The sequence below is a fragment of the Staphylococcus sp. GDX8P80P genome (assembly GCF_017893095.1).
Lineage (GTDB): Bacteria > Bacillota > Bacilli > Staphylococcales > Staphylococcaceae > Staphylococcus > Staphylococcus borealis.
In genome coordinates, this window is record NZ_JAESMI010000009.1 from 1 (window position 1) to 16280 (window position 16280).

Here is a 16280-nt window from a genome sequence, read left to right on the forward strand (position 1 = left end):
GCAATTACTAGCGTTAAGCAAAAACTGTTCTTTAGTTTTAGCGCGATGCGTATAATTGTTGAGCAATCTGCTCACTGAAACCCGTTCATCATTCCGGAAATACCATTTATTTTTGTAGGCATTGATTCGTTCAGTGCCTATTTTTTTATACAAATATGAGTGTGAAAAGATTATAAAATGGTACATATTTTATCTTAAAACCATTGTTACAATAATGCTTTTCTAAAAATTAAGGGATTTATAAAAAAATATTAAAATTATGTAAAAAATGTCTTGTCTTCAAAATAAAGCCTGTGCTATAATCTATCTTGTGCTTAAGAACGGCTCCTTGGTCAAGCGGTTAAGACACCGCCCTTTCACGGCGGTAACACGGGTTCGAGTCCCGTAGGAGTCACCATTTTTTAGGTCTCGTAGTGTAGCGGTTAACACGCCTGCCTGTCACGCAGGAGATCGCGGGTTCGATTCCCGTCGAGACCGTATTGCTTATCCAAAAGGATAGGCATTTTTTTATGCCTTCATCATGCTATTTATCATATATTATTTTTAATACCTTTTTGAAATCTTTTCCCAAAAAATCAATACAAACTAAATCAAAATATTGTAAGACATTCATTTGCATTACAAATAGATGACGTCGCAACAGAATCTTAATATTAATCATCGGTTTAAAATAGAATGCTTGCTACACAACTATTGAGTCGTATCATCTTTCTGTAATAATCCGTTGAATAGGCGTCACTACGACTTTTGTCCCGTATTCAAAGGGTTCAACTTATTTGTAATATTAAATTAGAGTGGTAAACTTTAAACGAATATTATTCTATAATTTTAAATATGAAAATAGAATTACATGAATATTAATGGTAAATTATATAGTAGATTAATATGCGCTATAAACTTATTAAAACGCATCAAATCACAGTTTAATCTTTACTAATTTATAAGAATGAATATTGAAATATAGAACTATAATTTGAGAAATGAGGTTTATAGATATGGCAAGAAAAGTAGTTGTTGTCGATGACGAAAAGCCAATTGCGGACATCTTAGAATTTAATTTGAAAAAAGAAGGTTATGATGTTTACTGTGCCTATGATGGTAATGATGCAGTAGATTTAATATATGAAGAAGAACCAGATATCGTATTATTAGACATCATGTTACCTGGTCGTGACGGTATGGAAGTGTGCCGTGAAGTACGTAAGAAATTTGAAATGCCTATTATTATGTTAACAGCGAAAGACTCTGAAATCGATAAAGTATTAGGCCTTGAACTGGGTGCAGATGACTATGTTACGAAACCGTTCAGTACACGTGAATTAATCGCACGTGTGAAAGCGAACTTACGTCGTCATTATTCTCAGCCAGCGCAAGAGGTAAGTGGTACGACAAATGAAATTACAATCAAAGATATTGTGATTTATCCAGACGCTTACTCTATTAAGAAGCGCGGGGAAGATATTGAATTGACACACAGAGAGTTTGAACTCTTCCACTATCTTTCTAAACATATGGGTCAAGTGATGACACGTGAACATTTATTACAAACTGTGTGGGGCTATGATTACTTTGGTGACGTGCGTACAGTTGACGTAACGATTCGTCGTTTACGTGAGAAGATTGAAGACGATCCTTCACACCCTGAGTATATTGTGACACGTAGAGGCGTTGGATACTTCCTCCAACAACACGATTAGGAGTTTGCGACTATGAAGTGGCTGAAACAGTTACAATCCCTTCACACCAAGCTCGTTATTGTTTATGTGTTATTGATTATTATTGGAATGCAGATTATCGGTCTGTATTTCACTAATAGTTTAGAAAAAGAACTGACAAATAACTTCATGAAGAATATTAAGCAATATGCGACACAGCTTGAAGTTAATATTGAGCGTATATATAGAGATGATCCATCTAATGCTCAAAAAGAAGTTCAAAGTTTATTAAATGAGTATGCCAACCGTCAAGAAATTGAAGAAATTCGTTTTATTGACAAAGATCAAATCATAATGGCTACAGCGAAGATATCATCGCATAACATGATCAATCAAAAGGTAAATGATAACTCCGTTCAAAAAGCCTTATCGCTAGGTGAATCTAATAGTCATAATGTCTTAAAAGACTATGGCAGCGGTAAAGAACGAATTTGGATTTACAATTTGCCAGTCAAAAATGGCAATGAGACGATTGGTAATATTTACATAGAATCGAATATCAATGATGTCTATAATCAGTTGAACAACATCAATCAAATCTTCATTATTGGTACTGCGATTTCCCTATTCATTACAGTGATACTTGGTTTCTTTATCGCAAGGACGATTACAAGGCCGATTACGGATATGCGTAATCAGACGGTAGAGATGTCTAAAGGTAATTACACACAACGCGTTAAGATATATGGTAATGACGAAATCGGTGAATTAGCTTTAGCCTTCAATAACCTATCTAAGCGTGTTCAAGAAGCACAAGCGAATACTGAGAGTGAGAAACGTCGATTAGACTCAGTTATCACACATATGAGTGACGGTATTATCGCAACAGACCGACGTGGTCGTGTGCGTATCGTCAATGATATGGCCATCAAAATGCTAGGTATGGCTAAAGAAGATTTAATTGGCTACTATATGCTTAGTGTATTGAATTTAGAAGATGAGTTCTCATTGGATGAAATTCAAGAGAATAATGATAGTTTCTTACTAGATATGAATGAAGATGAAGGGATTATCGCACGTGTGAATTTCAGTACAATTGTTCAAGAAACTGGATTTGTGACGGGTTACATAGCGGTATTACATGATGTTACTGAGCAACAACAAGTTGAACGTGAACGTCGTGAATTCGTTGCAAACGTATCACACGAATTGCGTACACCTTTAACATCTATGAACAGTTATATAGAGGCACTTGAAGAAGGTGCTTGGAAAGATGACAATTTAGCACCATCATTCTTATCCGTTACACGTGAAGAGACAGAACGAATGATTCGTCTTGTTAATGATTTACTTCAATTATCGAAAATGGATAACGAATCTGAACAAATTACGAAAGAAATTGTCGACTTTAACATGTTCATCAATAAGATTATTAATCGTCATGAAATGGCAGCCAAGGACACGACATTTGTACGTGAAATTCCATCTGAAACGATCTTCACAGAAATCGATCCAGATAAGATGACGCAAGTGTTTGATAACGTCATTACGAATGCGATGAAATACTCTCGTGGTGAAAAACGCGTCGAGTTCCACGTGAAACAGAATGCGTTATATAATCGTATGACGATTCGTATTAAAGATAATGGTATCGGTATCCCGATTAACAAAGTGGATAAAATCTTTGATCGTTTCTATCGTGTAGACAAAGCGCGTACACGTAAAATGGGTGGTACTGGTTTAGGACTAGCCATTTCGAAAGAGATTGTAGAAGCACACAATGGACGTATTTGGGCAAACAGTGTTGAAGGACAAGGTACATCGATATTTATTACACTTCCATGTGAAGTTATAGACGACGGTGATTGGGATGAAGAGTAAAGAACATATTAAATCGATTATTCTTTTCCTATTAGTCATGATGAGTGTGGTACTAACGTTTATGGTATGGAATTTCTCGCCAGACTTGAATAACATCGATAGTACAGATAGTAAAAAGAGCAATACTAAGACAATCGGTAAGCCAATGTCTGCCAATATCGAAAATGTCATAGCGCCGTATCAAATTGTAGAAGTTAAAGGCGATAAAGTGAAAGGTTTGGCACCTTCTCGAGCGCAGTTGTCTCAAGTCATAGGTACATTGAAAAATCACGAAGTCAGTAAAGTGGAACACATTCAACGAGATTATAATTTAAATATCCCAATGTTAAATGACCACCACTTTACTGTACTGGATTTCACTTATGATATGCCTTTAACAACGTATTTAGGCCAAGTGTTAAATTCATCAGCGAAAGTACCAAAAAATTTCAAATTTAATCGAATCATCGTTAGCCAAAACTCTAAAGGTAATTTAGAATTGTTTGCGATTAGCGAAGACCGTCATGAAGTTATGAAAGTAACGATGACTGCAAAGGCAAATCACTTTATTAAAGTGATGGATCATTTAAATAATGAAATGCAGAAATATTCAGAAGTGATTACGAATAAAGATACGATTGATAAAGCGACGCATATATTCGCACCAAGTCATCCGAAAGATATGCGTTCATACCGTATGGTTTATGATACGATTCCAGTCGAAACCATGAATGCGATTTTATTTGACGATTCAGTGATTATCCGAAGCGGTAAGAGTGGTTCGACGACGTATAATAACAACACTGGTGTAGCGAACTATAATGATGAAAGCAAAAAATATCATTATAAAAATTTATCTGAAGATGAATCGAGTTCGAGTGATATGGACTCAACCATTCCAAGCACATTTGAATATATTAATGGGCATGGTGGCTTCTTTAACGATGATTTCCGTCTGTTCAATACAGATAATTCATCCGGTGAATTAACGTATCAACTCTTCCTCAATGGCTATCCAACATTTAATGATCAACAATTAAATGATATTGAAGTGACTTGGGGAGACAAAGGTATTTATGATTATAAACGCGCTTTATTACGTTCTAGTGTACCTCTAGAGGGTGAAACGAAGTCACTGGATAGCGTTGAAAGTGTGCGTTCTTCATTGGCAAATAATCATAACCTAGATTTTGAAAAGGTTACGAATATGGTCATTGGCTATAAAGAGGATGATCGACCTGATAAAGATGATATAGAAGTGCAACGTAATAGTGAGCTTGTGCCAACGTGGTATATTCAATACGATGGCGATTGGTATGCTTATGAGGATGGGAGGCTTGAATAAATGAATTGGAAACGAACGAAGACATTGTTTATTTTCGTATTTATTCTAGTCAATATCCTGCTTGTATTGATATACGTGAATAAGGTTACGAAGTCTCAAATCAATGAATCTGAAAGTGATAATGAAGTTAAATTTCAACAAGAAGAAATTAAAATTTCGAATGATCTGCTAAATAAAGATGTGAGTGGTACGAAGATGCAGATGATTACAGCTAAGTCTAAAGACTTTAAGAGTTATGCGAAAGGTAAGTCCTCATTAGAAACGGAGGATTCAGGTAATACGTTAACAGGTGAAATCGATAGTACGGTTAATGTGAGTGATAGTAATTTAAGTGATTTAAAAGACTATATCATGAGCAACATTTACAATGGTAAGATGTATCAACTTGGCGATGTTTCATCTAATGCTGTGACATACGAGCAAACGTATGAAGGTTATCCTTTGATGAATAATAACAAAGCACGTTTACGTTTTAATGTAAATGATGGTAAAGCGACAAGTTATGAGCAATCTGCAATGAATAAGATTGAACCTGCGAAGAGTGATAATAATCCTAAGAAACAGGTCATCACACCACGTAAAGCGATTGAAACGTTATACTTTAACCGTTACTTAAAATCAGGCGATGAAGTGTTGGATGCACGATTAGGATATTATTCTGTTGTGAGAGAAACGAACGTGCAGTTGTTGCAAGCCAACTGGGAAATTAAAGTGAAACATAAAGGTAAGGAAGACGTGAAGACCTATTATGTTGAAGCGACATCATCAAATCCAAAAGTGATTGATAACTAGGGAGCAGGGTTGTAAAGAAATTCTTAGATGAATATTTACTCATTCTGTTGTGATGCTTGCCTAGGGGGATGGGTCGAGCCGCGGTCTCGACACTCATCCTACTCCCTCAGGCGTCACACAACGTCATTCGTAGTTCATCTTTAGAATTTCTTACATAAGTGTGCTAGCACTTATGTTCATTAATAATAAACATAGGAGTCTCCGCAACTATGTTTCGTTATCTATCTTAGAACTGCGTATGTAAGTGTGTGAATGGTTATTTTCAATAGATTACCCTTCTCTGTTCTTAATTAGAAAGAAATGGTATTTGGTGTGTGAAGTTTAGTGAGTGTGTGGGGCTACGATGGTCTCATGCACTTATTTTATTTATATGTGTGAGTGTTGTACATAAACAAGGGATTGGAACTTTAATTTTTGTATTGGTATAGTATAATATAAAGGTATTTTAGAGGACTAGAATGTTTCGAATGATATGGTTTGTTCGAAACTTCATTTTTTTAATTAAAGAGTGCAGAATATAAGGAATTAGACTGAAGGCACTCTAAACATAATGTAAGTTGTCGGAAGTAGAAAGGATGAGCCGCTTGATACGTATGAGTGTATTGGCGAGTGGTAGTACAGGGAATGCCACTTATGTTGAAAGTGATAAAGGCAGTCTATTAGTAGATGTTGGACTCACTGGCAAGAAGATGGAAGCGTTATTTAGTCAAATTGATAGAAATATAAAAGATTTAAACGGCATTCTAGTTACTCATGAACATAGTGACCATATTAAAGGTTTGGGTGTACTTGCGCGTAAATATGGTTTACCGATTTATGCGAATGAAAATACTTGGAAAGCAATAGAGAAGAAGGATAGTAAAATTCCAATGGATCAAAAATTCATTTTTAATCCGTATGAAACAAAATCAATTGCAGGTTTTGATATTGAATCATTTAATGTATCGCATGATGCGATTGATCCACAGTTTTACATTTTCCATAACAATTATAAGAAGTTTACTATAATCACAGATACAGGCTATGTTTCAGATAGAATGAAAGGTATGATTCAAGGTAGTGATGCTTTTATGTTCGAGAGTAATCATGATGTGGATATGTTACGTATGTGCCGCTATCCTTGGAAGACGAAGCAACGTATTTTAAGTGATATGGGGCATGTGTCTAATGAAGATGCAGGACTAGCGATGACGGACGTGATTACAGGTAATACGAAACGTATCTACCTTTCACACTTATCACAGGATAACAATATGAAAGATTTAGCACGTATGAGCGTTGGACAAGTATTAAATGAACATGATATAGACACTGAAAAAGAAGTGCTATTATGTGATACAGATAAAGCCCAAGCTACACCGATATATACATTGTAATTATTTAGACGAACGACCTACTTATAAACTTAGTATTTGTAAGTAGGTCGTTTTTTATGTATTGAGTTAATTATCTAATAATTTGGACTATACATGATTATTCAAAATGAACCTTATTATAACAAGATTTAGCTTAAATCTGTGAATAAATATTTAAGACTTACTTAAAGTTATCCCCAAAATGAGGGTGAGTTATCCACTTTTGTGTATAATACACACAGAAATACTCACATTATTCACAGACTTATCCACATATATACAAGGATAATCTCACGAAATGGGGATATTTTAAAAGATTTTCCCGTAATTCGTATACATTACTGTTATAATTAGAGGGAATTCTGTTAACAAGTTGATAACTTGTGGATAAGTAGGATAACTATTAACATCTATGGAGGATTTTATGAAGATAACAATCTTAGCTGTGGGTAAATTAAAAGAAAAATATTGGAAACAGGCTATATCAGAATATGAAAAAAGATTAGGTGCTTATTCCAAAATTGAAATTATTGAAGTACCTGATGAAAAAGCACCTGAAAATATGAGTGATAAAGAAATAGAACAAGTGAAAGAAAAAGAAGGCCAACGCTTATTAGCTAAAATAAAACCACAAGCCACAGTCATTACTTTAGAAATACAAGGTAAAATGTTGTCCTCAGAAGGTTTATCTGAGGAAATGCAACGACGCATGACACAAGGACAAAGTGATTTCGTCTTTGTGATTGGCGGATCAAACGGATTACATGAAGACGTCTTAAAACGCAGCAACTACACACTTTCATTCAGTAAAATGACATTTCCACATCAAATGATGCGCGTCGTCTTAATCGAACAAGTATACAGAGCATTTAAGATCATGCGAGGCGAAGCTTATCATAAATGATGCGGTTTTTGATAAGGCTCCCCTTATTAGTGATTTTGCTAAAAGGGTTTGTGTTTTATTTTTTAAAATTGTCTATTTTGAATTACTTTTCTGCTTTTATTATAATATTCAACCATTCTTCACTTTTAATTTTTTCCAGTTTAATATTGTCTAATTTCAAATTCATTCTTAGTGGGTTATTAGAAAAAAAGATTCTTATCCGATTTTCCCATTTTAATTCTTCACAATTACTTCCATGTCTCTTTATATATATATTGATTCTCACCATATCTTTACATTCTTTATCCAAATAAAAGATTAGGCATTCGAAATATTTAAAGTCTACTCCATCTAAACTAGCACCAAATAAATATATATTCACTTCTTTTTCATTAATATTGATGTGTCTTTTTAGTATTTCCTTTTCCTTTACAAGCCCTATTGGTATCTTTTCACTATTTGGTATTTTTGTGGAAATACCGAAGGTTTTTTTAATTTTATTACTATTCGGAACGTATATATCATTAAAGTCCATGTAGGGTAGTCCATTATCGTCTAAATGTAATTGAACAACTTTACTTTTCGTCATATCATAAATTTGTTCAATCAAATTTGTGTAATTAAGTGACAAAACAATAAATTCATTTTCTTCAATAATTTTTTTGAAATTCGGTTCAATCAGTTCTTCTTTGTATTTCACAGACTTTTCATCGATATCTTCGTACCAATTTTTCACTATAGTCAAAAATGTTTCTATTTCGTGTTTAACAAGATTAGGTTCAACTTTTTCTAAGTTACCCCATTCTTTATTAATACTTTCTGTCGTATTTATTTTATTGAAGAGTTGTTGATTTTCACTTTCAATATTACTTCTTAAGAGTTTGAAACTATTTATACCCCTTAAGGTTGGAACTTTATAAAAATGACTTGAATCAAAACCGTTACCAATAATTAAAATATTATTCATATAATCGTCCTTTAACTACTAAACTTTAAATAGTACATACTTCCTTAATTAACTAAATAATAATCGAAAATATTAAATATAGCTAATCAAATTTTTCTTAAATATCTTAAAATTATCCCTTTCTACCTTTTTCTTTGTTATATTTAGAAGGAGAATACTTTTAAGGTGGAATTATTGATTATGGCGACAATTGGATTTGAAGAAAAATTATGGCATGCAGCAGATAAATTACGTGGCAGTATGGATGCAGCAGAATATAAAAATGTAGCGTTAGGTATTATATTTTTGAAATATGTATCTGATTCGTTTGAGGAAAAATATGAAGAATTGAAAAATGATGAATATGCAGACGAAGAAGATAAAGATGAGTATTTAGCAGAGAATATTTTCTGGGTTCCTAAAGAAGCACGTTGGCAATACATAAATGACAATTCTAAGAAACCAGAAATTGGTCAAATTATAGATAAAGCGATGATAGCAATTGAAAGAGAGAATGAGTCTTTAAAAGGCGTGTTACCTAAAGATTATGCACGACCTGCTTTAGACAAGGAAAAATTAGGAGATATTATTGATTTATTTACTTTCAAAGTCGGAGACACTGAAAGTAAAAAGCAAGATGTCTTGGGGCGTGTTTATGAATACTTTATCGCAAAATTCGCAAGCGCTGAGGGTAAGAATGCTGGGGAATTCTACACACCAGCTTCAATAGTTAAATTGCTTGTTGAAATGATTGAACCTTATCAAGGTAGAATTTATGATCCTTGTTGTGGGTCAGGCGGAATGTTTGTACAGAGTGAATATTTTATCGAACGTCATCAAGGTCGTATAGATGATATTGCTGTTTATGGTCAAGAATCTAATCCGACAACTTGGAAATTAGCAAAAATGAATTTGGCTATTCGAGGTATAGATAATGATTTAGGTGATCATCATGCAGACACATTTCATAATGATTTACATAAAGATTTGAAAGCTGATTTTATATTGGCTAATCCTCCATTCAATGCAAGTGATTGGGGACAAGAAAAATTATTAGATGATTACCGCTGGAAATTTGGAATTCCTCCAAAAGGCAACGCCAACTATGCATGGATTGAACATATGATTTCTAAACTTGCACCAAGTGGTACTGCAGGATTTGTATTAGCGAATGGTTCAATGTCTACAAGTGGTAAAGATGAATTAGAAATACGTAAAAACTTAATTGAACAAGACTTAGTTGAATGTATAGTCACTTTACCAGGACAATTATTCTATTCTACACCTATCCCTGTATGTCTATGGTTCCTGTCAAAAAACAAATCTAAAAACGGTAAAAATGAGCGACGTGGAGAAGTACTATTTATAGATGCTAGAAATATAGGAAGCTTGGTATCAAGAACATTAAAAGAATTCTCAGATGATGAAATAAAAGATATAGCAAATGTCTATCACTCATGGCGTGGTACAAACGATAATCAATATGAAGACAAAGTAGGTTTCTGTAAAGTAGCAAAGACAGAAGAAATAAAAGATAACGAATATATCTTAACACCAGGGCGTTATGTAGGATTAGCAGAAGTAGAAGAAGATTCAGAACCATTTGAACAGAAAATGGAAAGAATCACAGCAGATTTAAGTGAACAATTTGCGAAATCAAAAGAACTCGAAGACCAAATCCGAAAATCATTGGAGGGGTTAGGATATGGAGTTTAAAAAATTTAAAATCAAAAATGTTGCCAGTTTAGTCACTGATTATGTGGCTAACGGTAGTTTTAAATCTCTTAAAGAGAATGTTTTTGTAAATGAACAACCTGATTTCGCTGTTTTAATAAGATTAGTCGATTATAATAACAATTTTAATGGTCCATTTAAGTATATTGATGAAAAGAGTTATAATTTTTTGAGTAAAACAAAATTATTTGGTGGTGAAATAATAATTAGTAATGTTGGCGCTAATGCAGGAACTGTATTTAAAGCTCCATTACTTAAGTGTAATATGACTCTTGCCCCAAATTCTATTTTGGTTAAATTTAATGGTGATAATGATTACTTTTACTATTACCTCAAAAGCAAACTTGGTCAACATAAGTTAAAAAGTATATTGTCAGGTAGTGCTCAACCTAAATTTAATAAAACGGACTTCAAAAATTTAGAAATTGAAGTACCTGATGAGTATAATCAACATAAAATAGGTAAATCACTAAAAATAATAGATTCTAAAATTGAAATAAATAAAAAAATCATAGCAAATCTTGAAGAACTTTCACAAACACTATTCAAACGTTGGTTTGTTGATTTTGAATTCCCTGATGAAAATGGTAACCCATACAAATCAAGTGGCGGAGAGATGGTTGATAGTGAATTAGGGAAGATACCAAAAGGATGGGAATGTGTATATTTAAAAGACATAGTACATCACAAAAAAGATACATTTAACCCTAAAAAAAGTAATGAATCAGAGGTGAAACATTTCAGTTTACCAGCATTTGATAGTGGACAGTATCCTACCATTGATAATGTAACTGATATTAAAAGTAACAAGTGGATAATAGATGAGAATTGTATTTTGTTTTCTAAGATGAACCCCACAACTAGAAGAATATGGGTAACTTCATATAACGAAAATTTTCTAAACGTTGCTTCATCAGAATTTGTAGTTCTTAAAAGCGATAATAGTTATAGAAATGCTTTTATTTATAACATATGTATTTCTGACAAATTTAATGAATATTTGGTTTCAAATACTACTGGTTCAACTAATAGTAGGCAAAGAGTTAAGCCAGATATAGCAGTCCAATACAGGTTTGCATATAATGAAGAAGTTTCATATTTATTAAGTGAAAAAATTGAACCATATATTGAAAAAATTAAAATAATTAGAGAACAAAACCAAAATTTAACCCAACTCCGTGACACATTACTACCTAAATTAATGTCAGGTGAAATTGAGATACCTGATGACATTGAGGTGATGGAAGATGAGCTTTCAATTTAGTGAAGATGATTTAGAACAGGTGGCATTGAAGTGGTTTGAGGGCCTTGGCTATTCTGTCAAAAATGGTCGAGATAGTAGTGAAAATGGAATTATGAATGAACGGGAGAGCAACAAAGATGTTGTGCTTGATAATCGTTTGGAAGCGGCTTTAAGACGTATTAATCCTGAATTAAACGATAATGCGATTGAACAGGCTATACGTGAAATTTCTATTGAGAAGTCTCCTAGTTTATTAGAGAATAACCGTTCTTTTCATGAAATGATTACAAATGGTATTGAGGTTGAACACTATAATGATGATGGTGAAACGATTAATGATTTGGTGTATGTATTCGACTTTGATAACCCGGGAAATAATGATTTCTTAGCGGTTAATCAATTAACTGTGGTGAATGGAGATTATAAAAAGCGACCTGATATTGTGTTATTCATAAATGGATTACCGGTAGTGGTCATTGAACTGAAAAATTCTACAAATGAATCTGTTGGTATTGAAGACGGATATCATCAGTTAGAAACTTATAAAATGAGAATTCCACAACTATTTAATCACAATGCAATATTAGTGACGAGTGATGGTGTTAATACAAAAGCTGGTTCTTTAACTGCTGATTATGATCGTTTTATGACTTGGCGTACTAAAGATGGAAAAACTGAAGATTCATCAACGTTTCGTAGTTTAGATATATTAATTCACGGTATGTTAAATAAAGAAGTACTATTAGATTTAATACGTCATTTTGTTTTATTCCAAGATGACGGTAAAGGACACATAGTTAAAATATTAGCTGCATACCATCAATACTATGCAGTGAATAAAGCTGTTGATCGTGCTATGGAAGCAACATCTGAACATGGTGATGGTAAGGGTGGCGTTATTTGGCACACACAAGGTTCTGGTAAGAGTTTGACAATGGTTTTCTTCTCAGGAAAGTTAATTCAAAAATTAAATAATCCAACATTAGTGGTCGTAACAGACCGTAATGACTTAGACAATCAATTGTATGGTACTTTTGTTAAGTCCAAAGGACGCTCAGGTAAAGGATTACTAAGACAGACACCTAAACAAGCTGAATCACGAAAAGAATTGAAAGAGCTATTATCTGTAGAATCAGGTGGTATCGTATTTACAACTATGCAGAAATTCGAACCTGAAGAAGGACAAGCGACAATGGATGCTTTAACAGAACGTAAAAATGTAGTGGTTATGGCAGACGAAGCACACCGCACACAATATGGTTTCAAAGCAACTTACGATGAAAAAGGTGAAGGTATTAAATATGGATATGCAAAATATTTAAGAGATGCTCTACCTAACGCTTCGTTCGTTGGTTTTACTGGAACACCTGTATCTTCGACAGATAAAAATACGCAAATGGTATTTGGAAATTATATTGATGTATATGATATGACACAATCTGTAGAAGACGGTAGTACGGTTAAAATATACTATGAAAGTCGTATTATTCCATTAAATTTACCAACCGATTTAGATATTGATGAAGCATATGATGCCATTACTTCTGACCAAGAAGAAGATACTAAATCTCGATTGAAATCTAAGTGGTCACGTATAGAAGCTCTATCTGGTGCTGAACAACGTGTACATGCTTTAGCGACTGACATTATTAATCACTTTGAAACAAGACAAAAGGCAATGAAGGGTAAAGGTATGATTGTCACAATGAGTCGTCGTATTGCCGTTGATTTATATGATGAAATTGTAAGACTTAAACCTGAATGGCATTCTGATGATGATGACAAAGGTGTTATCAAAGTCGTTATGACAGGTTCATCTAGTGATCCGCAAAACTTCCAAAAACATATAGGTCCGAAAAAGCGAAGAAACCTTTTAGAGAATCGTATGAAAGATGTTAATGATGAATTGCAACTCGTAATTGTGCGAGACATGTGGTTAACAGGATTTGATGTACCTTCAATGCATACAATGTACATAGATAAACCGATGAAGGGTCATAATTTAATGCAAGCTATTGCACGTGTTAATAGAGTATTTAAAGATAAACCGGGCGGATTAATCGTTGACTATGTAGGTATTGCTGAAAGTCTGAAGGAAGCACTAAAAGAGTATACGGACTCTGATAGAGAACAAACAGGTATAGATACAGAAAAAGCGCTAGAACTAATGTTAATGAAATACGATATCATTCAAGATATGCTGTATAATCACGACTATTCTGATTTTGAGTCAGAAGATCAATTAAATCGCTATAATGCAATCTCAAACACAATGGATTATATCATTGGATTAGGTGAGAAAGAAAGAGAGCGATTTATAAATACAGTGACAGAGCTTTCTAAAGCATTTGCATTATGTGCAACAGAGGAAGCTGCTCAAGAACTGAACAGTGAAATTGCATTTTTAAAAGCAGTAAAATCTGGACTTGTTAAATTATTAGCACCACCTAGTAATGGAAGTGAGCGTAAAAAGACACCTGCTGAAATAGAAGCAGAAATAAATCAATTGATTTCAAAGTCAGTTGTAACTGAAGAAGTTGTAGATATTTATCAAACACTCGGAATTGAAAATCCAGATATCTCAATCTTGTCAGATGATTTCTTAAAAGATGTAGAAGGATTACAGCAAAAAAATGTTGCAGTTGAGTTGTTAAACAAATTACTTAAAGGACAAGTTAAGTCATTAATGAAAACAAATGCTACAGTATCTAAAAGATTTTCTGAGATGCTAAGTAAATCAATACAAAAATACAACAATCGTTCTATAGAAGCTTCAAAAGTCATAGAAGAATTGATTCAAATGGCGAAAGAAATAAATCAAGAAAAACAACGAGGAAAAGACTTAGGTCTGAGCACGGAGGAAATTGCTTTTTATGATGCATTAGCCTCTCATGAAACTGCAAAAGAAGCAATGGGGGATAAAGAATTACGAGCTATTGCACATGAATTAACAAAAACGGTCAAGAATAATATGAGTGTAGACTGGTCAAAACGTGAGAGCGCAAAGGCTAAAATGAGAGTCCAAGTAAGACGACTATTAAAGAAATATGGTTACCCACCTGATCTTCAAAAAATGGCTGTAGAACAAGTTGTAGAACAAGCAGAACTAATGGCCAGCCAACAATAAAAATAAATTAATCATAGCATCCCTCATCGCAAAGTGAAGGATGCTCTTATTTTATTAAATAATGTGTTTTCATTTTGATAAGTAGTCATTAATAATTGTCTGTAAATCATTATTAAGTACCGTTGTTATAGAATCATCATTCATAAAATCTTCATATATTTTATGGAGTATTTCTTCATCTTCAATTGCTGTGAAATGATATACTAGCCCTTTTACTATTGATACATAATTATGCTTTGCTAAGAAGGTACCAACTGTTCGCCAGTCTGATTGTTTGGTTTCATGGTTCATAGATAATCCTCCTTTTATTTCAATGTCCATTTTTGACGTGCTTTAGGGTTCAGTGGATGCATGATTTCATTTGTTGCTGGGTTTATGAGCTTTTTGACTTTCTTTTTATGAGGTTTTAACATTTCCATCACCTGTGATACACGTTCTATAACAACTGGTCGCTTAGCATAGGCGCCATAAGCTAGAATCACTGTTTCACTTTCACTTATCGCTTTCATCAAGTGAATGTCGGTGTGTTCATCGTATGGCTCGTTGATATGTTTGAGATTTTCTGGACTTTTAATATTAGAGAATAGATTTACAAGATATACAGCACCGTATCGTTCTGAATTCGCTAATTGATTGAGGATAAGAACCGTAGTAAGATCGAGTGATAATACACCATCTAAATGAGGATACATCGTTATCACAGTACAAGCCGGTTTCTTTTCATCCCATGTTTTCTTGAGTAAGTAGCGGTGTTTTTTATCACTACTGAATATAGCTTCTGTGTGTATTGTGCTTTTAATTGTATTCATATATCATCATTTCCTTTAGTATTCTTCTGGTAAAAGCATCACATAATAAAAAACGTCTACATCATCTTCTCGGATGACGTAGACTTTCTTAGGTAATGCATTTTGATTTTTTATATAGTTTGTATAGTGATATTCCAATTTGTATGCGGGTTGTTCTTGTTCATGTGTGATTGAGAGTATATTTTCATCTTCTTGTAGTTTAAAAATGTGTAGGTAATCTGTATTAAGTTGATTGTCTCGATCTTTTACCATATTCCAAAGTAGGATTTGAAGGTCTAGAGATAGTTGTTTACTAATGCCTTTTGTGATGTATCGATTGATTTTCATACTATTTTCCTCCATTTTGCTTTTCTTTCATGATGTCAATTACTTCGTTAATAACTGTAACAGATAGTTGAGCGATCTTGATCCAGTTCATATTATTCTCCTCCTTTTTGTAATAGATGACGTTCATCGATAATTGTATTTTTAGTATCTGTGAGGTATAGAAAGTCCATATCAAAATGATCCAGATAACCAATACTGATGAGT

14 protein-coding genes and 2 tRNA genes are annotated in these 16280 nt (G+C 33.5%); 11 read left to right on the forward strand and 5 right to left on the reverse strand.

Annotation, left to right across the window (positions count from 1 at the left end):
• Nucleotides 1-322 precede the first annotated feature (322 nt).
• From KA858_RS01020 to rlmH, 8 genes are all read left to right on the forward strand, one after another.
• Nucleotides 323-397: transfer RNA gene (locus tag KA858_RS01020), tRNA-Glu, on the forward strand.
• A 7-nt stretch (nt 398-404) separates the two neighbouring features.
• Nucleotides 405-477 (forward strand) — tRNA-Asp (locus tag KA858_RS01025).
• Nucleotides 478-995: 518 nt separating this feature from the next.
• Entirely contained in the window at nt 996-1697 is a 702-nt protein-coding gene (yycF, locus tag KA858_RS01030) for a response regulator YycF (protein WP_011274375.1), read from the forward strand.
• 12 nt (nt 1698-1709) lie between these two features.
• Nucleotides 1710-3536 carry a cell wall metabolism sensor histidine kinase WalK gene (gene walK / locus KA858_RS01035; protein WP_107629409.1) on the forward strand — a complete coding sequence of 609 codons (1827 nt, stop codon included), beginning with the start codon at nt 1710-1712 and terminating at the stop codon, nt 3534-3536.
• Nucleotides 3526-4860 carry a YycH family regulatory protein gene (locus KA858_RS01040; protein WP_210134780.1) on the forward strand — a complete coding sequence of 445 codons (1335 nt, stop codon included), beginning with the start codon at nt 3526-3528 and terminating at the stop codon, nt 4858-4860. Before walK ends, KA858_RS01040 begins: the two co-directional genes overlap by 11 nt.
• Nucleotides 4861-5652, forward strand: coding sequence for a two-component system regulatory protein YycI (locus tag KA858_RS01045; RefSeq protein WP_053030342.1), 792 nt, complete (start codon nt 4861-4863; stop codon nt 5650-5652).
• Between the two features lie 575 nt (nt 5653-6227).
• Nucleotides 6228-7028, forward strand: a complete 801-nt coding sequence (locus KA858_RS01050) for an MBL fold metallo-hydrolase (RefSeq protein WP_053030343.1) — start codon at nt 6228-6230, stop codon at nt 7026-7028.
• 403 nt (nt 7029-7431) lie between these two features.
• Nucleotides 7432-7911, forward strand: a complete 480-nt coding sequence (gene rlmH, locus KA858_RS01055; protein WP_210125617.1) for a 23S rRNA (pseudouridine(1915)-N(3))-methyltransferase RlmH — start codon at nt 7432-7434, stop codon at nt 7909-7911.
• Between the two features lie 82 nt (nt 7912-7993).
• On the opposite strand, the gene KA858_RS01060 is transcribed toward rlmH, so the two are convergent.
• The gene (locus tag KA858_RS01060) at nt 7994-8857 is read right to left on the reverse strand and encodes an AbiH family protein (RefSeq protein WP_210134781.1); all 864 of its coding nucleotides are present in this window, start codon (nt 8855-8857) and stop codon (nt 7994-7996) included.
• A 180-nt stretch (nt 8858-9037) separates the two neighbouring features.
• Here KA858_RS01060 and KA858_RS01065 point away from each other — a divergent pair, with 180 nt between their 5' ends.
• Genes KA858_RS01065 through KA858_RS01075 form a run of 3 tightly spaced genes read left to right on the forward strand, consistent with a single transcriptional unit; the run spans nt 9038 to nt 14940 of the window.
• The gene (locus KA858_RS01065) at nt 9038-10552 is read left to right on the forward strand and encodes a class I SAM-dependent DNA methyltransferase (protein WP_210134782.1); all 1515 of its coding nucleotides are present in this window, start codon (nt 9038-9040) and stop codon (nt 10550-10552) included.
• On the forward strand, nt 10542-11834 hold the full coding sequence (locus KA858_RS01070; RefSeq protein ID WP_210134783.1) for a restriction endonuclease subunit S: 1293 nt from the start codon (nt 10542-10544) through the stop codon (nt 11832-11834). The genes KA858_RS01065 and KA858_RS01070 overlap by 11 nt, the downstream gene beginning before the upstream one ends.
• Nucleotides 11818-14940, forward strand: a complete 3123-nt coding sequence (locus tag KA858_RS01075) for a type I restriction endonuclease subunit R (RefSeq protein ID WP_210134784.1) — start codon at nt 11818-11820, stop codon at nt 14938-14940. The genes KA858_RS01070 and KA858_RS01075 overlap by 17 nt, the downstream gene beginning before the upstream one ends.
• Nucleotides 14941-15009: 69 nt before the next feature.
• Here the strand turns inward: KA858_RS01075 and KA858_RS01080 are convergent, their stop codons facing one another.
• The 4 genes from KA858_RS01080 to KA858_RS01095 form a co-directional block, all read right to left on the reverse strand.
• On the reverse strand, nt 15010-15231 hold the full coding sequence (locus KA858_RS01080; RefSeq protein WP_210134785.1) for a hypothetical protein: 222 nt from the start codon (nt 15229-15231) through the stop codon (nt 15010-15012).
• A 14-nt stretch (nt 15232-15245) separates the two neighbouring features.
• The gene (locus KA858_RS01085; protein ID WP_210134786.1) at nt 15246-15749 is read right to left on the reverse strand and encodes a DUF1643 domain-containing protein; all 504 of its coding nucleotides are present in this window, start codon (nt 15747-15749) and stop codon (nt 15246-15248) included.
• 15 nt (nt 15750-15764) lie between these two features.
• A complete protein-coding gene (locus KA858_RS01090; RefSeq protein ID WP_000700850.1) occupies nt 15765-16076 on the reverse strand; it encodes a DUF960 family protein in 312 nt (103 codons plus the stop codon).
• Between the two features lie 92 nt (nt 16077-16168).
• Nucleotides 16169-16280 (reverse strand): SAUGI family uracil-DNA glycosylase inhibitor (locus tag KA858_RS01095; RefSeq protein WP_245342000.1); only part of this gene is annotated, 112 nt, incomplete at its 5' end.